9 protein-coding genes are annotated in these 21,010 nt (G+C 74.4%); 1 reads left to right on the top strand and 8 read right to left on the bottom strand.

The features are described from left to right. Nucleotides 1-47: 47 nt before the first annotated feature. The 8 genes from I4I78_RS33545 to I4I78_RS02370 all read right to left on the bottom strand — a co-directional run bounded on the left by I4I78_RS33545 (nucleotide 48) and on the right by I4I78_RS02370 (nucleotide 19,893). Nucleotides 48-13,214, bottom strand: coding sequence for a non-ribosomal peptide synthetase (locus tag I4I78_RS33545; protein WP_218609504.1), 13,167 nt, complete (start codon nucleotides 13,212-13,214; stop codon nucleotides 48-50). 45 nt (nucleotides 13,215-13,259) lie between these two features. Continuing rightward, complete coding sequence (locus I4I78_RS02400; protein ID WP_218609503.1) at nucleotides 13,260-13,487, bottom strand: MbtH family protein; 228 nt, start codon at nucleotides 13,485-13,487, stop codon at nucleotides 13,260-13,262. Nucleotides 13,488-13,541: 54 nt separating this feature from the next. Continuing rightward, entirely contained in the window at nucleotides 13,542-14,948 is a 1,407-nt protein-coding gene (locus tag I4I78_RS02395; RefSeq protein ID WP_218609502.1) for a lysine N(6)-hydroxylase/L-ornithine N(5)-oxygenase family protein, read from the bottom strand. Between the two features lie 201 nt (nucleotides 14,949-15,149). Continuing rightward, complete coding sequence (locus I4I78_RS02390; RefSeq protein WP_218609501.1) at nucleotides 15,150-15,788, bottom strand: TetR/AcrR family transcriptional regulator; 639 nt, start codon at nucleotides 15,786-15,788, stop codon at nucleotides 15,150-15,152. A gap of 12 nt (nucleotides 15,789-15,800) precedes the next feature. Then, nucleotides 15,801-16,952, bottom strand: a complete 1,152-nt coding sequence (locus tag I4I78_RS02385) for an acyl-CoA dehydrogenase family protein (protein ID WP_218609500.1) — start codon at nucleotides 16,950-16,952, stop codon at nucleotides 15,801-15,803. Nucleotides 16,953-16,962: 10 nt separating this feature from the next. Then, complete coding sequence (locus I4I78_RS02380; protein ID WP_218609499.1) at nucleotides 16,963-17,724, bottom strand: 3-hydroxyacyl-CoA dehydrogenase; 762 nt, start codon at nucleotides 17,722-17,724, stop codon at nucleotides 16,963-16,965. A 35-nt stretch (nucleotides 17,725-17,759) separates the two neighbouring features. Next, nucleotides 17,760-18,896 (bottom strand): acetyl-CoA C-acyltransferase, encoded by a 1,137-nt coding sequence (locus I4I78_RS02375; protein ID WP_218609498.1) that lies wholly within the window; start codon nucleotides 18,894-18,896, stop codon nucleotides 17,760-17,762. 148 nt (nucleotides 18,897-19,044) lie between these two features. Next, a complete protein-coding gene (locus I4I78_RS02370; protein WP_218609497.1) occupies nucleotides 19,045-19,893 on the bottom strand; it encodes an oxidoreductase in 849 nt (282 codons plus the stop codon). 175 nt (nucleotides 19,894-20,068) lie between these two features. On the opposite strand from I4I78_RS02370, the gene I4I78_RS02365 reads away from it, so the two are divergent. Further along, the gene (locus tag I4I78_RS02365; RefSeq protein WP_218609496.1) at nucleotides 20,069-20,980 is read left to right on the top strand and encodes an SAM-dependent methyltransferase; all 912 of its coding nucleotides are present in this window, start codon (nucleotides 20,069-20,071) and stop codon (nucleotides 20,978-20,980) included. Nucleotides 20,981-21,010 lie beyond the last annotated feature (30 nt).

The raw sequence follows: 21,010 nt of genomic DNA, 5'->3' as shown, positions 1-21,010 counted from the left end.
CCGACGGGGGCGCCGCTCGTTCGACGGGTGGAGGCGCGGGGAGGCGCTCAGGTGCGGGTCAGGCCCCGCAGGACCCTCGACCAGGTGGCGGCCAGGTCGGCCACCTGCTCGTCGTCGAGCACCGCCGCCGGGCGGATCCAGTCCGCGTGCAGCACCGGCCCGTCCGGCCCGTCCACCGTGCGGACGATCACCGCGAGCGGGAAGCGCTGGCGCATCCCCGGCTCGACGGCGATGTCGAGCGCGTCGGACTCGTCGGCGAAGCCCCAGTCCCGGCGCTCCCGGCGGTCGAACCGGCCCAGGTAGTTGAACTCGATCTCGGGTAGCGCCAGCCCGGTCAGCGCGGGCGCCGTGTCCGGGTTGAGGTGGCGCAGCAGCCCGAAGCCCAGCCCGTGGTCCGGCTCGCCGGCCAGGTACTCGCGCAGCCGCTGCAGCACGGTCGCCGCGGCCGTGCCACCGGCCGCCGCGTCCCCGGCGTCGGGTCCCGAGAGGTCGGACCCCGAGACGTCGAACCCGGGAACGTCGAACCCGGGAACGTCGAACCCGGAGACGTCGAGCCCGGAGGTGTCCACCGGCACCGGACGCAACGAGGTGAACCACCCGACCGTGCGGGACAGGTCCGCTCGCGAGCCGACCGCCTCCTCCTCCCGGCCGTGTCCCTCGACCGCCACCGGCAGCACACCCGGGCCCTGCGCCTGCCCGTCGGGAACCTCGGACCCGCGGCTGCGGCGGGCCCAGGCCGTCACGGCGACGCCCAGCGCGGCGAGCAGCACTTGGTCCACGCTCGCCCCGGACGCGCGCGGCACCGCGTGCAGCACCGCGTCCGAGACGTCCACCGGCAGCGCCACCGAGTGCACCCGGTTCGTGCCGTGCACGTCGCGTTCCGGGTCGAACGGCACCCGCAGCGGCAGCGTCTCCCGCGCGCCGCCGAGCACCTGTTCCCAGCGCGGCAGCTCGGCCACCCGCTGCGGTCGCGCGGCCTCGGCGGCCAGCAGCTCCGCCCACGTCCGGTAGGACGTCGGCACCGGCGCCGGGTCCGGCTCGGCCCCGGCCCGGACGGCGGCGACCGCACCCGCCAGGTCGTCGAGCAGGATCCGCCACGTCACCCAGTCCACGGCCACGTGGTGCACGACCAGCAGCAGCCGGCCGGGCTCGTCGTCGCCGAGGTCGAACAGCACCGCCGAGAGCAGCACCCCGGCCCGCGGGTCGAGCCGGTCCCGCGCGGGTATCGCCCGCGCCGCCACCTGCCCGCGCAGGTCCTGTCCCGTGGCCGGGACGCGCGTCAGCGCGATCCCGGCCGGGTCGACGGACTCCTCCGGGATCTCGAGCACCGCCCCGGACCCGGCGGGTGCGGTGCGGGCGCGCAGCATCGCGTGCCGGTCGACCAGGGCCGCGAGCGCGGTCCGCAACGTCGCCTCGTCCAGGCCGGCCGGGGTGTCGACCAGGACCGCCTGGTTGAAGCCGTCGGTCCCGCCGCCGAGCTCGCCGAGCCACTGCAGGATCGGGGTGCCGGGCACCGGGCCGGTTCCCGGGTCGTGGGTCACCGCATCCACCGCGGGCTCGGCGACGGCGGCCAGCGCCGCGACCGTGCGCCTGGTGAACACGGTGCGCGGGGTGATCACGAACCCGGCGGCGCGGGCCGCGGACACCAGCCGGATCGCGATGATCGAGTCACCGCCGAGGGCGAAGAAGTCGTCGTCCACTCCGACCTCCGCCAGCCCCAGCAGGTCGGCGACGACGGCGGCGAGCACCCGCTCCGGCTCGGTCTGCGGCCCGCGCCCGGACGTCCCCGGCTCCTCCGGTTCGGGCAGCGCGGCCCGGTCGATCTTGTTGTTCGGGGTGCGCGGCAGTGGCCGGTCCAGCACCACCAGCGCCGCGGGCACCATGTGCTCGGGCAGCCGCTCGCGCAGGTAGGCGTCCAGGTCGTCGGGGGCGCGCAGCCGGTCGTCACCGTCGGCGCGGGAGTCCGCGACCGGCACCACGTACCCGATCAGGCGGGTCACCGGCCCGCGCCGGCGCACCACGACCGCGGCCTGCGCGACGCCCGGGTGCCCGGAGAGCACGGCCTCGATCTCGCCCGGCTCGACCCGGTACCCGCGGATCTTCACCTGCCCGTCGGCGCGGCCGAGGAACTCCAGGGCGGGCCTCCCCGATGACCCGGCCCCGCCGTCGCCCGGGTGCAGCCGGACCCGGTCCCCGGTGCGGTACATCCGCTCCCCCGCAGGCCCGAACGGGCAGGCGACGAACCGCTCGGCGGTCAGCGCGTGCCGCCCGAGGTAGCCGCGGGCCAGCCCGGCACCGGCGATGTAGAGCTCGCCGGGCACACCCGGCGGGACCGGGACGAGCGCGTCGTCGAGCACGAACATCCGGGTCCCCGGGTCCGGCTGACCGATCGGCGACCGGAACGGTGTGCCGGGCCCGGCGCGCCACAGCGTGGAGTTGACCGTGGTCTCGGTGAGCCCGTAGGCCACGAACAGGTTCAGCCGCTCCGACCACCGCTCGATCAGGTCCGGGGGCACCTGCTCGGTGCCCGCCAGCACGGTCATCCCCTCCGGCAGCTCCGCGCCCTCGGGCAGCGCCGTGACCAGCGACGGCGGCAGCGCCCCGACGTCCACGCGGTGCTCGGTGAGGAAGTCGGTCAGCGCCCGGTCCGGGCGCCGGACCTTGTCCGGGGCCACGACCAGGGTGCCGCCGAGGCCGACGGCCATGACCACCTCGAACACCATCACGTCGAACCCGGGCGAGGAGAACTGCAGCACCCGGCTGTCCTCGTGAACACCGAGCGTTCCCTCGGCGAGCACCGCCAGCTCGGCCAGGCCGGCGTGGGTGAGCACGGTCCCCTTCGGCAGGCCGGTCGAGCCGGACGTGTAGATCACGTAGGCGGCCCGGGCCGGGTCCGTGGGGTCGGCCGGAGCACTCCCGTTCCCGGCCCCGGACACGGCGGACTCCCACGACAGGTGCTCGACGCCGTCCACGGCCGGCAGCGTCGCCGCCGGGCCGCCGGTCAGCACGAGCGCCGTCCCGGAGTCGGTCAGCTGGTGGCGGAGCCGTTCCTGCGGCAGCGCGATGTCCAGCGGCAGGAACGCCGCACCGGCGCGCACCACGCCGAGCAGCGCGGTCACCATCGCGGCCGAGCGCGGCATCGCGACGCCGACGATCGAGTCCGGCCCGACCCCGCGCGCGGCGAGCAGGCCGGCCAGCGCCGCCGAGCGCCGGTCGAGCTCGGCGTAGGTGACCTCGCCGACCGCGTCGGACAGGGCGACGACGTCCGGGCGCCGGGCCACCTGCTCGGCGAGCATCCCGGGCAGCGTGCGCGGGCGCGGCGCCGCGCCACCGGCGTCGAGGGCGCCGGTCACCAGGTCCCGCTCGGCCGCGGAGGCGACCTCGATCCGGCGCACCGGCGCCACCGGATCGGCGACGACGGCGCGCAGCACCGCCGTCAGCCGCTGCCCGAGCCGCTCGACGGTGGCCGCGTCGAACAGCTCCGTGCGGTACATCAGCCGGCACACGAGCGGCTCGCCCTGCGCCCCGTCCTGGAACTCGAAGACCAGCTCGAACCGGGCCCGCCCGACGTCGGCCGGCTCGTCGGTGACCTCGAGGCCGGGCATTCGCAGCGCAGGCGCCCCGGCCGCCTCGGTCCGGCCGCGGTAGGCGACGACGGCCTGCACCAGCGGCGTCGTGTCCAGCGTCCGTTCCGGGTTGACGGCGCGCACCACCGCGTCGAAGGGCACGTCGGCGTTCGCGAACGCGGACAGGTCGGTGCCGCGGACCCGGCCCAGCAGGTCGGCGAAGCCGGGGTCACCGGAGAGGTCGGTGCGCAGCACGAGCGTGTTGACGAAGAACCCGACGACGTCGTCGAGGGCCTCGTCGGTGCGCCCGCTGATCGGCGCGCCGAGCGGGATGTCGGTCCCGGCGCCGAGCCGGTGCAGCAGCACCGCGACCGCGGCCCGGGTGAGCATGAACATGGTGGCGCCGTTCGCCCGGGCGAGCCGCCGCAGGTCCTCGGTCAGCTCCGGGTCGATGTCCATCTCGACCTCGGCGGCCGCCATCGTCGGGCTCGCCTGCTCCACGCGGTCGGTGGGCAGGTCGATCCGCTCCGGGACGCCGGCGAGCGCGCCGGTCCAGTAGGCCAGCTGACGCGCGGCGAGGCTCGCCGGGTCCGCCGGGTCGCCGAGCAGCCGCTGTTGCCACACCGAGTAGTCCGCGTACTGCACGGGCAGGGCGGGCAGCTCCGGCGCCCGCCCCGCGACGCGGGCCGCGTAGGCGGTGGACAGGTCGCGCAGGAACGGCCGGTCGGAGCGCTCGTCGGTGGTGATGTGGTGCAGCAGCAGCACCAGGACGTGATCCGGCGTGCCGGTCACGTCCAGGACGGTGGCCCGCAGCGGGATCTCGGTGCCCAGGTCGAACGGGCGGCGTACCGCATCGGTGACGGCGCCCGCGACGTCGCCCTCGGCGACCGCGCGCCGCACGAACGGCACGACGACCTCGTCGGCCGGCGCCACGACCTGCACCGGCGCTCCGTCGACGTCGGGGAACACCGTGCGCAGCGCCTCGTGCCGGGTGACGACGTCGCCCAGCGCGGCCTGTAGCGCGTCCGTGTCGAGGTCGCCGCGCAGGCGCAGCGTGAGCGGGAAGTTGTAGGACCCGCTGCGGCCCGCCTCGCCCTCGAGGCGCTCGACGATCCACAGCCGCTGTTGTGCCGGTGAGACCGGCAGCGGGTCCGGGCGCGGCATCGGCTCCAGGACCGGGCGCGCCGGGCCCTGGTCCTCCTCGTCCGGTCCGGCGAGCACGCGGGCCAGGGAGGCGACGCTCGGGTGGTCGAAGAGCTGGCGCGGGGTGAGCCGCACGCCCTTCTTCCGGGAGCGCCGGGCCACCTGGATCGAGCTGATCGAGTCGCCGCCGAGGTCGAAGAAGTCGTCGTCGACGCCGACCTCGTCGAGCCCGAGCACCTGCGCGAAGATCTCGCACAGCGCCCGCTCGACGTCGCCCTCCGGCGCCCGCGACGGCGCCGCACCGGCCTGGGCGTCCGGCTCCGGCAGCGCGCGGACGTCGAGCTTGCCGTTCGCGGTCAGCGGCAGCGCGTCCACCACGACGAACGCGGACGGGACCAGGTAGTCCGGCAGCGCGACCCGCAGGTCGTCCCGGACGGCGGCCACCACGTCGGTGTCCACCACGTCGGGGTCCTGCGGTGAGGCGGGCACGAGGTAGGCGACCAGGCGGGTCGCGCCACCGTCCGGGCCCTTCGCCGGGATGACGGCGGAGTGCGCCACCCGCGGGTGCTCGTTGAGCTTCGCGGTCACCTCGCCCGGCTCGACCCGGTGCCCGCGGATCTTCACCTGGTCGTCGGTGCGGCCGAGGAAGTCCAGCACGCCGCTGCCGTCGGTGCGCCGGCACACGAGGTCCCCGGTGCGGTACATCCGGCCCGCGCCCGTCCACGGGTCGGCGACGAAGCGTTCCGCGGTCTGCCCGAACCGGCCCGCGTAGCCGCGGGCCAGGCCGGCACCGGCGATGTAGAGCTCGCCGGGCACGCCGTCCGGGACCGGGCGCAGCCACGCGTCGAGCACGTGCGCGACGGTGTTCGTGATCGGGCGCCCGACGGTGGGGGTGGCCGAGTCGTCGGTGCCCGCGCCGAGGGTGTTGATCGTGTACTCGGTGGGCCCGTAGAGGTTGTAGCCGAGCACGCCGGGGGTCTCGCGCAGCGCGGCCCACACCGCGTCGGAGACCGCCTCGCCTCCGAGCAGCACCAGCGGCGGCGGGTGCGGGCCGTCCAGCAGACCGGTCTCGAACAGCACCGTGGCGTAGGTCGGGGTCACGTTGACCACGTCGACGGCGTGCTCGGCGCAGTAGGCGACCAGGGCGTCCGCGTCGCGGCGCAGCTCCTCGTCGCAGACGTGCACCTCGTGGCCCTCGACGAGCCAGAGCAGCTCCTCCCAGGACATGTCGAACGCGAACGAGACGGTGTGCGCGATCCGCAGCCGCCGGTTCCCGGCCGCCGCGATGACCGGGTCGAAGATCTCCCGGCGGTGGTTGAGCTGCATGTTCGTCAGGCCCCGGTACGGGGTCACGACGCCCTTCGGCTTCCCGGTCGAGCCGGAGGTGTAGATCAGGTAGGCGGGCCGGTCGAGGCGGTCCGGGGCGTCGCGGGCGAACGCGCCCAGCTCGTCGTCGCCCAGCGGGGCGGGGTCGAGCGCCGCGCGCTCCCGCGCGGTCGCCGGGTCGTCGAGCACCAGCGCCCCGACCCCGGACGGGGCCAGCGACGGCGCCATGTCGGCCACCGTCACCAGGCACACCGGTGCCGCGTCGGCGAGCGTGCCGAGCAGCCGCTCCGCGGGGTGGTCGAGCTCCAGCGGCAGGTACGCCGCACCGGTGCGCAGCACCGCGAACAGTGCGACGACGGTCTCCACCGACCGCGGCACGGCCAGTGCGACGACCGTCTCCGGCGCGGCCCCGTGGCCGATCAGGAGGCGGGCGGTGCGGTTCACCGCGGCGTCGAGCTCAGCGTAGGTCAGGCGGTCGTCGCCGCAGACCAGCGCGAGCTCGTCGGGGACCATGCCGGCCCGGTCGGCGAGCATGTCGGCGACGGTCTCGGTGCCGATCTCGATCTCGTCCCCGCCGCGGACGGCGGCCAGCGCGGCGCGCTCGGTCTCCGGCATCGGGTCGAGGCCCGCGGTCGGGCGGTCCGCGTCGTCGAGGACCTGGCCCAGCAGCGCGAGGTAGCGGTCCATGACCGCGGCGGCCGCGGCGTCGTCCAGGGCGTGCGAGAGCATCAGCTCGATCCGCTCGCCGGGGGTCACGATCATGTTCAGCGGGTAGTGCGTGCGGTCGACGACGTTCAGCGACGCGACGCCGTGCTCGGCGCGCAGCGCGTCGGTCCGCTCGTCACCGCCCTCGAGCCGGTAGACGAACAGCGTGTCGAACAGCCGCCGGTGCCCGGAGACCCGCTGGATCTCGCCGAGCCCGACGAACTCGTAGGCCACCGTGCGCAGGCGCTCGTCCTGCAGCCGGGCGAGCGCGTCACGCACCCGCTCGCCGGCCCGGAACTGCATCCGGACCGGCACCGTGTTCATGAACAGCCCGACCGCGGACTCCACCTCGGGCACCTCGGACGTGCGCCCGGCCACGACGGTGCCGAACACGACGTCGGTCCTCCCCGTGAGCACGCCGAGGGTCATCCCCCACACGGCGCTGAGCACGCCGTTCGCCGTGACGCCGTGCGCGCGGGTGAACTCGCGCAGCCGCGCGGCGTCGGCCGCGGAAAGCTCGACGTGCCGTTCGGAGGTGGCGGCGACGGCCGGCGCGTCCGACGTCGTGTCGCCGACCAGGGTGGCCCCGTCCAGGCCGGACAGCGCGTCCCGCCAGGCGTTGGCCGCGCTCTCCCGGTCCTGGCACGCCAGCCAGCCCAGGTAGTCGCGGTAGGTGCCGACCGGGCCGATCCCGCGCCCGGCGTAGGCGGCGAGCAGCTGCTCGATCACCAGCCAGCCGGACCAGCCGTCCCAGAGGAGCTGGTGCCGGTTGATCACCAGCCGGTCGCCGCCGGGGACGCGGACCACCATGATCCGGAACAGCGGCGGGCGGGCGATGTCGAACGGCGTGGCACGGTCCGCGGCGAGGACCTCCTCGATGCGGCCGTGCACCTCGTCCGCGGGCACGTCGCCCAGGTCGACCTCGGTGACCGGCGGGTCGAGCCGGCCGGCCACGATCTGCACCGGCCGGTCCAGGCCCTCGCTCGGGAACCCGGCCCGCACGGCCGGGTTGGCCTCGATCACCTGCGCACAGGCGGCGCGCAGCCGGTCGATGTCGACCGCCTCGGAGAGCTCGATCGTCTCCTGGATCGTGTAGACGTCCTCACCGGCGTCCATCGAGGCGTGGAAGTACAGCCCGTCCTGCAGCGGGGACAGCGGCCACACCTCGGCCACCGGCACCGGGGACTCCCGCCGGAGCCTCTCGATCTGCTCGTCCGGAAGGTCGACCACGGGCGCGGGGACCGTCACCGCGTCCGCGCCGGAGAGGTCCCCGGCCACGGCGGCGATCCCGGCCGGGGTCCGGCCGGTCAGCACGTCCTGCGGGCCGACACGAAGCCCGGCCCGACGGGCCCGGGTGGACACCGAGATCGAGGAGATGCTGTCGCCGCCGAGGGCGAAGAAGTCGTCGTCCGGCCCGCAGTCGTCGCGGCCGAGGACCTCGGCGAACGCCGCGCACAGCGCACGCTCGGCGTCGTTCGCCGGCTCCCGGGCGGGCCCCGTGCGGGCCTGGTCCGGGGCGGGCAGCGCGGACCGGTCGAGCTTGCCGCTGGGGCCCAGCGGCAGCGCGTCCAGCAGCACGACCGCGGACGGGACCATCGGCGCGGGCAGCCGCTCGGCCAGCGCCGCACGCAGCCCTTCCGGGTCGGTTCCCGCCCCGGTCCCGTCCGGGACCACGTAGGCGACGAGCACGTGCCCGGCGCCCTCGCGGCGCGCGACGACCGCCGAGCCCGCGACGCCGGGCAGCCCCGCGAGCACGGCGTCGATCTCGCCCGGCTCGACCCGGTTGCCGCGGATCTTGATCTGGTCGTCGCTGCGGCCGAGGTATTCCAGCACCCCGTCCGCGGTCCGGCGCACGACGTCGCCGGTCCGGTACATCCGCTCCCCCGGCCCGCCCAGCGGGTCGGCGACGAAGCGGTCCGCGGTGAGCCCCGCGCGTCCGTGGTAGCCGCGGGCGAGCTGGACCCCGGCCAGGTACAGCTCCCCGGGAACCCCGTCCGGGACCGGGCGCAGGCACGGGTCGAGCACCTGCACGCGGGTGTTCGCGACCGGCCTGCCGATCGGGACCGGCTCCCGCGGGATCTCCGGCACCGGGTGGTGGGTGACGTCCACGGCGGCCTCGGTCGGGCCGTAGAGGTTGTGCAGCACCACCCCGGTCAGCTCGCGCCAGCGCGCCGCCGCGGTCGCGGGCAGCGCCTCGCCGCTGCAGAACACGCGGGTCAGGTCGCGTGCCCACGACACGTCGGAGGTCACCGCGTCGGCGGCGAGGAAGCCCTGCAGCATCGAGGGCACGAAGTGCATGGTGGTGATCCGCTCGCGCCCGATGAGCCCGGCCAGGTACTCCGGGTCGCGGTGCCCGTCCGGGCGGGCCAGCACCACGCGCGCGCCGTGGATGAGCGGCCAGAAGAACTCCCAGACCGACACGTCGAAGCTCGCCGGGGTCTTCTGCAGGACCCGGTCGTCGGCACCGAGCCGGTAGGTGTCCTGCATCCAGGCCAGCCGGTTCACGATCGCCCGGTGGCCGACCAGCACGCCCTTCGGGCGCCCGGTCGAGCCGGAGGTGTAGATGAGGTAGGCGGCGTCGTCCGGGTCCGGCTCGTCCGTACCCACTTCGGAGGCCGGGGCCGGGCCCTGCGCCGCGGTGGGGACGAGCTCGATCCCGTCGGCCTGCGGCAGGGCGGGGCCCGGCGCCGCGAGGTCGACGAGGACCGTGTCCACCCGGGCGTCGGCGACCATGAACGCGAGCCGCTCCGGCGGGTAGTCCAGGTCCAGCGGCAGGTAGGCGGCGCCGCTGCGCAGCACTCCGACCAGCGCGACCATCAGCTCTGCCGAGCGCGGCACGGCCACCCCGACGACCCGGCCCGGGCCGGCGCCGCGGGCACGCAGCCGCGCGGCCAGCTCCGCGGTCCGCGACTCCAGCTCGGCGTAGGTGAGTGTGGCGTCGTCGGCGACGACCGCCGTCGCGTCCGGGGTGCGCGCGGCCTGCGCGGTGATCAGGCCGGGCAGCGTCGCCTCCGGCACGTCCAGCTCGGCGCCCCGGTCCGGCCCGGCCGTGTCCCGCAGCGGGACCGACCCGACGGTGGCGCCGGGGGTCCGGGCGAAGGTGTCCAGGTGTCGGTCGAGCAGTCCCAGGAGCAGCTCGGCCGCCCCGGCGGAGACCCGGTCCGCGTCGTACTTGAGCGTCAGCCCCAGCCTCGGGCCGGTGGCCGCGAGCAGCGCGACGGGGTAGTGCACGGCGTCGCGCACGTCCTCGCCGTGCAGCGCCAGCCCGCCCTCGAAGGCGGTGTCGGCCGCGCGGGGGTAGTTCTCCACCACCACCAGGGTGTCGAACGGCTCGTCGCCGCCGGTCAGGCGCGCCAGCTCGCCGAGCCCGACCTGCTGGTGGTCGAGCAGCGCGGAGCGTGCGGCCTGCAGCCGGCGCAGCGTCGCCGACAACGGCTCGCCGACCCGCCACCGCACCCGGACCGGGAGGGTGTTGATGAACAGGCCGACCGCCTCGTCGATGCCGGCGACCGGCGCGTCGCGGCCGGACACGGTGCTGCCGAGGAGCACGTCGGCGGACCCGGTCAGCGCGCCGACGACCATCCCCCACGCGCCGTGCAGCAGCGTGGACAGCGTGAGCCCGTGCGCGCGGGCCTGCTCGGCGAGGGCGGCGGTGCGGCGCTCGTCGAGCTCCAGCTCCCGCTGCTCGTGCAGGCCCTCGCCCCGGCGCGGTTCCTGCGCGTCGCCCGCGTCGCCCGCGTCGGACGGCGGAGGCAGCGCGGGTAGGAGCCGGGTGGGCTCGTCGATCCCGGCCAGCTCGTCGGCCCAGGCCCGCAGCGCGGCCGGGCGCTCGGCGTCGACGACGCCGAGCTGGGTGAACCAGTCGCGCAGGCGCTGCGCGGGGGCGTCCCCGGTGGGCGCGGCGCCGGCGTAGCGCTGAAGGATCTCGCGGACCACCAGCGCGACCGACCAGCCGTCCAGCACGGCGTGCTGGAACGTCAGCGCCAGCTCCGCGCGCCCGGCGCCGGTGTGGATCAGCGCGGCGCGCAGCAGCGGCGGCTGCGCCAGGTCGAAGCGCCGGACGCGCTCGGCGTCGAGCACGGCGGCCCGCTCCTTCCCGGCCCGCTCCGGGGGCAGCCCGGCCAGGTCCCGCTCGGTCCAGGGCAGCTCGGCGCGGGCGGCGATCGCCTGGACGATCCGCCCGTCGGCGCGCTGGGCGAAACCGGCGCGCAGCTGCGGGTGGCGGTCCAGCACGGCCTGCACCGCGGCGCGCACCGCGGAGGCGTCGACCGGGCGTCCGTCGCCGGTGCCGACGTCGAAGACCTTCTGCACGGTGTAGACGTCCGGCCCGGACGTGCCCTGACCGGAGGCGCCCAGCGCGGCGTGGAAGAAGAAGCCCTCCTGCAGCGGCGACACCGGTCCGACCGCGGCGATCTCGCCGAGACCGGACAGCGCCGCCCGTGCGGTGTCGTCGAGCTCGACAGGGCCTACGGGGTCTACCGGGTCGGGGGTGCCGTCGGTGTCGACGGGACCGTCGCCGGACTCGGCGGCCGTGGTCTCCTCCGCGGTCGCCTCGCCCGCCGCGGGCGCGCCGTCCGGTCGGGCCGCGCCCGCCCGGCCGGCCTTGCGGGCGGTGGCGACGCCGGCCAGCTCCTGCACGGTCGGGTGCTCGAACAGCTGGCGCGGGGTGATCCGCAGGCCCGCCTCACGGGCACGCCGGGCGAGCTGGATCGAACTGATCGAGTCCCCGCCGAGGGCGAAGAAGTCGTCGTCGACGCCGATCCCGGGGACGTCGAGCACCTCGGAGAACAGCGTGCACAGCAGCTCCTCGCGCGGCGAGCCCGGCCGCCGCCCGCGCACGAGGGACGACAGGTCCGGCTCCGGCAGCGCGGCGCGGTCGATCTTGCCGTTGGCCAGCACGGGCAGCGCGTGCAGCGCCACGACCGCCGCGGGCACCATGTGCTCGGGCAGCCGCTCGCGCAGGTGCTCGCGCAGCGCACCGGTGAGGTCGTCGGCGCCAGCTCCTGCGCCCGCTCCTGCTCCTGGGCGCGGCACGACGTAGGCGACCAGCCGGCGTTCCCCCGGCCGCGGCTCCCGTACCTGCACCGTGACCTGGTCGACGTCGGTGTGCCCGGCCAGCACGGACTCGATCTCCCCGGGCTCGATCCGGAACCCGCGGATCTTGACCTGGTCGTCGGTGCGTCCGAGGTACTCCAGCGACCCGCCCTCGTCGCAACGCACGACGTCGCCGGTGCGGTAGAGGCGCCCGCCGGGCGGGCCGAACGGGTCGGCGACGAACCGCTCCGCGGTCAGGTCCGGGCGTCCCAGGTAGCCGCGGGCCAGCCCGGTCCCGCCCAGGTAGAGCTCGCCCTCCTCGCCGGCCGGGACCGGGCGCAGGCGCTCGTCGAGCACGTGGGCCTCGGTCTGCGGGTCGGCCACGCCGATCGGGACCGTCGGCCCACGCCGGTTCGGGTCGCACACGCCGAGCGTGGAGTTCACCGTCGCCTCGGTCGGCCCGTAGGCGTTGAGCATGCGGCGGCCGTGACCCCATCGCGCCACCAGCTCCGGTGACACCCGCTCGGTGCCGGCGAGCAGCGTCGCCGGCGGCAGCGTCACGTCGTCGGGCATCGCGGCCAGCAGCGCGGGCGGCAGCGCCATCACCGTGATCGCGTGCGCGCTGATGTAGTCGGCGAGCTCCGGGCCCGGCGCCCGCAGCTCCGCCGGCACCATCACCAGCCGCCCGCCGGAGAGCAGCGCCATGCACAGCTCCCAGAACGCCAGGTCGAACCCGGTCGCCGCGAACGCCAGCACCCGGGCGTCCGGCCCCACCCCGAGGCGCTCGGTCTGGGTGGCGACGAGCTTGGCCACCCCGGTGTGGGTCAGCACGACGCCCTTCGGACGGCCGGTGGACCCGGAGGTGTGGATCACGTACGCCGCGTTGCGGACGTCGATCTCCGGGCTCGGGTGCGGGTCGGCGGCGGCGATCCCGGCCGCGTCGTCCGGGTCGTCGAGGCGGAGGGTGGCGGTGCCGGCGACGAGTCCGCCCAGCGCGTCCACCGTCCGTGTGGTCCCGACCAGCACCGCGGGCCGGGCGTCGTCGAGGACCAGGCCCGTCCTCGCGGCCGGCTGGTCCGGGTCCACCGGCAGGTAGGCCGCGCCGGTCCGCAGCACCGCGACGAGCGCCACCACCAGGTCGATCCCGCGCGGCACGGCCAGTGCCACCATCTGCTCCGGCCCGGCACCCCGGGCGGCGAGCACGGAGGCCAGCCGGGCGGTCCGGTCGTCGAGCTCGGCGTAGGTCAGCTCGGCGTAGGGCAGCTCGGCCGGGGGCTGATCAGCCGCTGGCTGGTCGGCCCGTGGCTGGTCGGCGGGCGCCGGTGTGCCGACGCACACCGCGATCGCGTCCGGTGTCGCGGCGACCTGTTCGGCGAACAGCCGGGGCCACGTGGCGACGTCCGTACCGGGATCCGACGATGTGGGCAGGGTGCGGGTCACGACAGTGCTCCTGGAATGGATCGGGGGCCTGGGGCGGCGGGTGGCTCAGCCGGCCCGGTGGCCGGCCTCGGTGCGCTCGACCAGGCTGCGCGGCCGCAGGTCGGTCCAGTTCTGCTCGACGAACTCCAGGCAGGACGCCTTGTCCGCCGGGCCGTGCGCGACCGTCCAGCCGGCCGGCACGTCGGCGAACGTCGGCCACAGCGAGTACTGGCCCTCGTCGTTGACCAGTGCGTGGAACGTGCCGTTGTCGTCGTCGAAGGGGTTCGTGGACACGGGTCCTCCCGGGGTGTCGTTCGGTGATGGTGGGTCGGGTCGGTGCGCGGGGCCTCAGCCGGCGGTGCGCGCCACGCCCGGCAGCTCGGCGGCGACGCCCTCGGCCGGCGCACCGGCCGGGCGGCCCGAGGCCGACGCACCGCCGGTGACGATCGACCCGGCGATCTCGCCGGAGCGCACGGCCACGTTGGACAGCAGCGTCGAGGAGATGCCGTGGGTGTGCTCGGTGGGCCCCTGCAGGTAGATGCCTGCGGTGACCTGGGTGCCGTCGGCCAGCGCCTCGGTGCCCACCCGGTAGTCGCGGCGGACGTCCAGGCGCCCGGCCACGTCGCGCCCGCAGGCCTCGGGCAGTCCCCCGCCGAGCAGCCAGAGCGGGTCCCCCGCCCGGTACCCGGTCGCGTAGACGACGACGTCGGCGGTGATCACCTCACGTTCGCCGTCGATCAGCGACTCCACGGCCAGCTCGACCCGGTCGTCGACCTCGACGACGTCGGCCACCCGGGAGACGTTGCAGAACTTCAGACGCTCGTTGCCGGCCACCCGCTCGTGGTAGTGCGTCCGGTAGAGACCGTCGATCAGCTCCGGGTCGACGACCGAGTAGTTCGTGTTCCCGTGGTAGCCCATGATCATCTCTTTGACACCGTCCGGTGCGGTGTAGAAGTCGTCCACCGCGCCCGGGTCGAAGATCCGGTTGGCGAACGAGCTGTCGTCGGCCGGGCTGTAGCCGTAGCGGGCGAACACGGCGTAGACCTCGGCGCCGGGGAACGTCCGGTGCAGGTACTCGACCGTCTCGGCCGCACTCTGTCCGGCGCCGATCACGGCCATCCGCTTGGGCGCGGTCCCGACCAGGTGCGGGGCGCGGTGCAGGAGGTCCTTGTTGTGCCAGATCCGGGCGCCCGCGCTGATCCCGCGCGGCAGCGCCGGGCTCAGGCCGGTGGCCAGCACGACGTTGCGGGCGCGCAGCCGGACCGTCTCGCCGTCGCGGCGGTAGACGACCTCGACCTGCTCGACGGGCCCGCCGTCGGTGCCCTCGCCCCGCACCGGCACGATCTCGTCGACCTCGGCGCCGTAGTCGACCCGGTCGGTGAACCGCGACGCGGCCCACTCGAGGTAGTCGTGGAACTCCAGGCGGGTCGGGAAGTTGCTGCCGTAGTTGATGAAGTCGACCAGGCGCTCGCGCTCCTTGAGGTAGGACAGGAACGTGAACTCGCTGTTCGGGTTGCGGATGGTGACCAGGTCCTTGAGGAACGAGACCTGCATCGTCGCGTCCTCGAGGAGCATCCCCCGGTGCCAGCCGAACTTCTCCTGGCGCTCGACGAACCGGGCTGTGATCCTCTCCTCGGCCGGCGCGGTGGCGTTGAGCTCCTCCAGCGCGATGGCCAGGCCGAGGTTCGACGGTCCGAACCCGACGCCGATCACGTCGAGGACCTCGTGCTCGGGCCGGGTGGTCGCGTTCGCCATCGTCATCCTCTCGAGCGCCGGCGTGTCGGCGCATGGTCGGCATGCCTTTGTTAAGGCCAGGCTAACTGGATCATGCCGACGGTCGTCCCGCCTAGAGGGTGATACGCACGCGACCGGACGGAGTACACATCGCTGCTGGTGAGCGCACTGAACGGTCGGGTACGTCACAGTTTCGTGACCTGGGGCGGCCGCGCGGACCGTTCAGTGACCGAGAAGGACCCGCGCGAGGTCCTTCCACTGCGCCAGCATCGCGTCGCCCGCGGGGTCGCGCGGGTCGAAGGTGTAGGTCAGTGCGGTGCCGCGCATGGACGTCAGCAGCAGGTCCCGCAGTTGCTTGAAACGCGGCCGCGCGGCGAGCTCGTCGCCGAACATGCGGGCCATCGAGGCCCGGATCGCCGCACCGAGGCGGCGCTCCTCGGGCCGCAGCGCCTCGGCGATCTCGCTGTTCGCCCGCGCCGCGGTCCACAGCTCGACCGAGGCCCAGAAGTGCGGTTCGGAGAAGCTCTCCCAGAGCAGCTCGATCACCCGGTCCGCGCGCTCCCAGGGGCCGCCCACGGGGACCGGGCCGCCGTCGAGCAACCGGGTGATGCGCTCCTCGGTGTCGGCCACCCGTTTGACGGCCAGGTGCTGCGCCGCGGCGACGAGCAGGCGGTCCCGGGACGGGAAGTGGTGCAGCAGGCGGCCGCGGGACACCCCGGCGGCACCCTGGATGGTCAGGGTGGTCGCGCCGGAGTAGCCGCCGTCGATCAGGCAGGCGACGGCGGCGTCGAGGATCCGGGCGCGGCTGTCCTCGGAGCGCTGCGCCCGGGTCCTGGACACCGGCAGGTGGTTCGTCGCCATCGCGGAGACCGGTCAGAGCCCGAGGCCCCGGCCGATCACCTCTTTCATGATCTCGGTGGTGCCACCGTAGATCCGGGTGATGCGCGCGTCGGCGTAGGCCTTCGCGATCGGGTACTCGTTCATGTAGCCGTACCCGCCGTGCAGCTGCAGGCAGCGGTCGACGACCCTGCCCTGCAGCTCGGTGCACCAGTACTTCGCCTTCGACGCGTCCACCGCGGTCAGCTCGCCGGCGTTGAGCGCGCGCACGCAGTCGTCCGTGTAGTGCTCGGCGATGTCTATCTCGGTGTCGATCTCGGCCAGGACGAACTTGGAGTTCTGGAACGAGCCGACCGGCTTGCCGAACGCCTTGCGCTCCTTGACGTAGTCCAGCGTGTGGTTCAGCGCCGTGCGCGCCGCCGCCACGGCCGCGACCGCGATCGAGAGGCGCTCCTGGGGCAGGTTCGAGACCAGCTGCGTGAAGCCCTGGCCCTCCTCGGTGCCCAGCAGGTTCTCCACCGGCACCTTCACGTCGGTGAACGAGAGCTCGGCGGTGTCCTGGGCGTGCTGGCCGAGCTTGTCCAGGTTGCGACCCCGCTCGAAGCCCTCCATCCCGCGCTCGAGCACGAGCAGGCTCATGCCCTTGTGCTTCTGCGACGGGTCGGTCTTCACCGCGGTGATCACCAGGTCGGCGTTGACCCCGTTGGTGATGAACGTCTTCGCGCCGTTGACGACGTAGTGGTCGCCGTCGCGGATCGCCGTGGTCGACATCGACGCCAGGTCCGAGCCGATGCCGGGCTCGGTCATCGCGATCGCGGTGATCAGCTCACCGGAGGCGATGCCGGGCAGCCAGCGCGCGGCCTGCTCGTCGTTGCAGTACGCGAGGAAGTAGGGCAGGCAGATGTCGTTGTGCAGGGTCAGGCCCAGCCCGGCCGCCGCGGCGCCGGCGCGCATCAGCTCCTCGGAGATGACGGCATTGAACCGGAAGTCCTTCACTCCCCCGCCGCCGTGCTCCTCGGGGATGTCGATGCCGAGGAAGCCCGACTTGCCCGCGGTGGTGAACAGCGCGCGCGGGACGATGCCGTCGGAGTCCCACGACTCCTGGTACGGGACGATCTCCTTCTCCACGAAGGCGCGGAACGCCTCCCGGAAGTCGGAGTGGTCGGACTCGTAGAGCGTGCGCTTCATGGGTGCCTCCCTACCTCGGCGTCATCCGGATGGCGCCGTCGAGACGGATCGTCTCGCCGTTGAGCATCGGGTTGGCGACGATGTGCGCCGCGAGCTGGCCGTACTCCGAGGGCTGCCCCAGGCGCGACGGGTGCGGCACCTGCTTGCCCAGCGACTCCTTGACGTCGTCCGGGAGCCCGCCGAGCAGCGGGGTCTCGAACAGGCCCGGCGCGATCGTCACCACGCGGATGCCGATGCTCGCCAGGTCGCGTGCGATCGGCAGCGTCATGCCGACGATGCCGCCCTTGGACGCCGAGTAGGCGGCCTGCCCGATCTGGCCCTCGAACGCGGCCACCGACGCGGTGTTGATGATGACGCCGCGCTCGCCCTCGACCGGGTCGGACTGCGAGATCCGCTCCGCGGCGAGCCGGATCACGTTGAACGTGCCGATCAGGTTGACGCCGATGACCTTCTGGAACGCGTCCAGCGGGAACGGGCCGTTCTTGCCGACGGTCTTGTGCGCGTTGCCGATGCCGGCGCAGTTCACCGCGACACGCAGCGTGCCCAGCTCGGCCGCGACGTCGAGCGCGGCGGAGATCTGGGCCTCGTCGGTGACGTCGGCCGGGGCGAAGCGCACGGCGTCACCCAGCTTGTCGGCGACGGCCTCACCGGCCGAGGACGGCAGGTCGACGATCACGACCTTGGCGCCGGCCTCGACGAGCTTCTCGGTGGTGGCCAGGCCCAGGCCGGACGCGCCACCGGTGACGAGCGCGACGGCTCCGTTGATGTCCATGTGTGCGGGTTACCTCCGTGGTCGTAGGGGGAAGATCAGAGCAGCTCGAGGATGGTGGCGTTGGCCTGGCCGCCGCCCTCGCACATCGTCTGCAGGCCGTAGCGGATGCCGGTGTCGCGCATGTGGTGCACCAGCGTGGTCATGATCCGCGCACCGGAGCCGCCGAGCGGGTGGCCCAGCGCGATCGCGCCGCCGTTCGGGTTCAACAGGGACGCATCGGCACCGATGTCGGACAGCCACGCGAGCGGGACGGGCGCGAACGCCTCGTTGACCTCGAACGCGCCGATCTCGCCGAGCGGGAGCCCGGACTTCTTCAGCGCCTTCTCCGTCGCCGGGATCGGCGCGGTCAGCATGATCACCGGGTCGGCGCCGGCGAGCACCGCGGTGTGGATGCGCGCGATCGGGGTCAGGCCCAGGGCCTTCGCCTTCTCGCTCGTCATCATCAGCAGCGCGCCGGAGCCGTCGGAGATCTGCGAGGAGTTGCCGGCGTGGATGACGCCGCCCTGGTCCGCGTCCTTGAACACGGTCTTGAGGCCGGCCAGGCCCTCCAGCGTGCCGCCGCGGCGGACACCCTCGTCGGCGGTGACGCCGGCGAGCGGGGCGATCTGGCCGTCGAAGCGGCCGTCGTCCTGCGCGGCGGCGGCCTTGGCGTGCGACTCGAGTGCGAACTCGTCGAGCTGCGTGCGCGAGTGGCCCCACTTCTCGGCGATCATCTCCGCACCGACGCCCTGGTTCGGGAACGCGCCGTAGCGCTCCATGAACGCCTCACCGAACGGGTTCTGGTCCATCAGCGCGGCGCCCATCGGCACCCGGGTCATCGACTCGACGCCACCGGCGACGGCGACGTCGTACTGCCCGGCGATCAGGCCGGCGGCGGCGAAGTGCACGCTCTGCTGGCTCGACCCGCACTGGCGGTCCACGCTCACGCCGGTCACCGTCTCCGGGAACCCGGCGGCGAGTGCGGCGTTGCGGGCGATGTCGAAGGTCTGCTCGCCGGCCTGGGACACGCAGCCCCAGATGACGTCCTCGATCTCGGCCGGGTCGATCCCGGACCGCTCGACCAGCGACCTCAGGACGTGCGCGGACAGGTCCACCGGGTGCGTCCCGGCCAGTCCGCCCTTGCGCTTGCCCACCGGGCTCCGCACCGCTTCCACGATGACTGCGTCTCGCACGGCCCACGCTCCTTCGCGACGGGTGCGGCGCTCGGACAGCGCCGCCGACTCGCCGCGACGGTATCACCGAAACAGTCAGGACTGACTGTCACGGCGGGTGCGAGCCGCATCACGGTCCGCGGGACCCCGACCGCGGGCCGACGCGGGTTCAGCCCGCGATCGCGTCCAGCTCGGCGACGACCTCGGGCGAGAGCTCCAGGTCCGCCGCGGCGACGTTCTCCCGCAGGTGCGCGACCGAGGACGTGCCCGGGATCAGCAGCATCGTCGGCGAGCGCTGCAGCAGCCAGGCCAGCGCGACCTGCTGCGGCGACGCGCCGACCCGCGCCGCGACGTCGTCGAGCACGCTCGACTGGACCGGGGTGAACCCGCCGAGCGGGAAGTAGGAGACGTAGGCGATCCCCTCGCGCGCGCAGCGGTCGACCAGGGCGTCGTCGGCGCGGTGGACGAGGTTGTAGTGGTTCTGCACGCAGACCACCGGGGCGATGGCCTGCGCCTCGGTGAGCTGGGCGTCGGAGACGGTGCTGACGCCGAGGTGGCGGATCAGCCCCTTCCGCTGCAGCTCGGCCAGCGCGCCGAACGGCTCGGCGAGCGAGGAGTCGGCCTCCTCCATGATCCGCAGGTTGACGACGTCGAGGACGTCCACGCCGAGGCGGTCCAGGTTCGCGTGGACGGCGTCGGTCAGGTCCTCCGGTGACAGCGCCGGGTCCCACGAGCCGTCCTCACCGCGGACGGCGCCGACCTTGGTGACGATCCGCAGGTCCGACGGGTAGGGGTGCAGCGCCTCGCGGATCAGCTCGTTGACGACGTGCGGGCCGTAGAAGTCGCTGGTGTCGATGTGGGTGAGGCCGAGCTCGACGGCCGTGCGCAGCACCGCGACCGCCCCGTCGCGGTCGCGGGGCGGGCCGAACACGCCGGGTCCGGCGAGCTGCATGGCGCCGAACCCCATCCGGGTCACGGTGAGGTCGTCGGCGAGCGTGAGCGTCCGTGTCGTGGTCATGGACCCACTCTGATCCCGTCCGCTCCCCCGCGGCAGCGACAACCGGTCCTGGGACCGGCGGTCCCGGTCCGGGACCCGGGTCACGTGACCGGTCACACCGGGCGCGACCCCGTGCGTAATCGATTTCGCGATGCAACACTGATCTTGAGCATTGCTCACGATGTGGAGGTGCACGATGACAGCCGGGACGACAGGACACACACCGACCGGCGGGAACTCCGTCGCAGGCCCGTGGGACATCACGACCAGCGTCGGGCTGACCGCGCTCGCGGTCGCGGCGGCCCGCGCGGTGGAGAACGACCGCGACGACGCCCTGGTTCGCGACGGGTACGCGGCCGCGTTCGTCCGCGCCGCCGACCCCGACCACCCGATGCCGACCACCCGGGCGGAGCTCGACAGCCCGGCCTGGTCGTCGATGACCGACTTCATGGCGATCCGCTCGCGGGTGCTCGACGACCTGCTCCTGCACGCGACGGCGAGCGGGATCGGGCAGGTCGTCGTGCTCGCCGCCGGCCTCGACGTCCGCGCCCACCGCCTGGACTGGCCCTCCGGCACCACGGTGTTCGAGATCGACCAGGAGCAGGTGCTCGACTTCAAGCAGCAGGTGCTCGACGCCGAGGGCGCGCAGCCGTCCTGCACGCGGCGGGCTGTCCCGTGCGACCTGCGCGACGACTGGCCGGCCGCGCTGACCGGGGCCGGCTTCGACCCCGGGCGGCCGACGGTGTGGCTGGCCGAGGGCCTGCTGCCCTACCTGCCGGCCCGGGCCGAGGCGGACCTGTTCGCCGCCGCCGACGCGCTGTCCGCCCCGGGGAGCCGGATAGCGGTCGAGGCTCTCGGGACCGACATCGCCGACCGCTTCCTGGACAGCGCCGAGGTCCGGGAGATGGGCGAGTCGATGGGCTGCGACATGCGGGCGCTGTGGAACACCGAGCGCCGGACCGACGCCCCCGACGCGTTGCGGGAGCTCGGATGGACCCCGCGCGTGCGCACCCTCGGCGAGCTGGGGACGATGCTGGGCCGCCGGCTCGGCGGGTCCATGGGCCAGATCATGGTCGAGAACCGGATCATCGACGCCCACCGCTCCTGAACGTGCCCTTCGGCCGACGGCGGGTGGCCG

Origin of the sequence: Pseudonocardia sp. KRD291 (genome assembly GCF_019263595.1) — a bacterium.
Lineage (GTDB): Bacteria > Actinomycetota > Actinomycetes > Mycobacteriales > Pseudonocardiaceae > Pseudonocardia.
The sequence above is the reverse complement of the archived record's forward strand: the minus strand, read 5'-3'. Positions and strand labels throughout refer to the sequence as shown.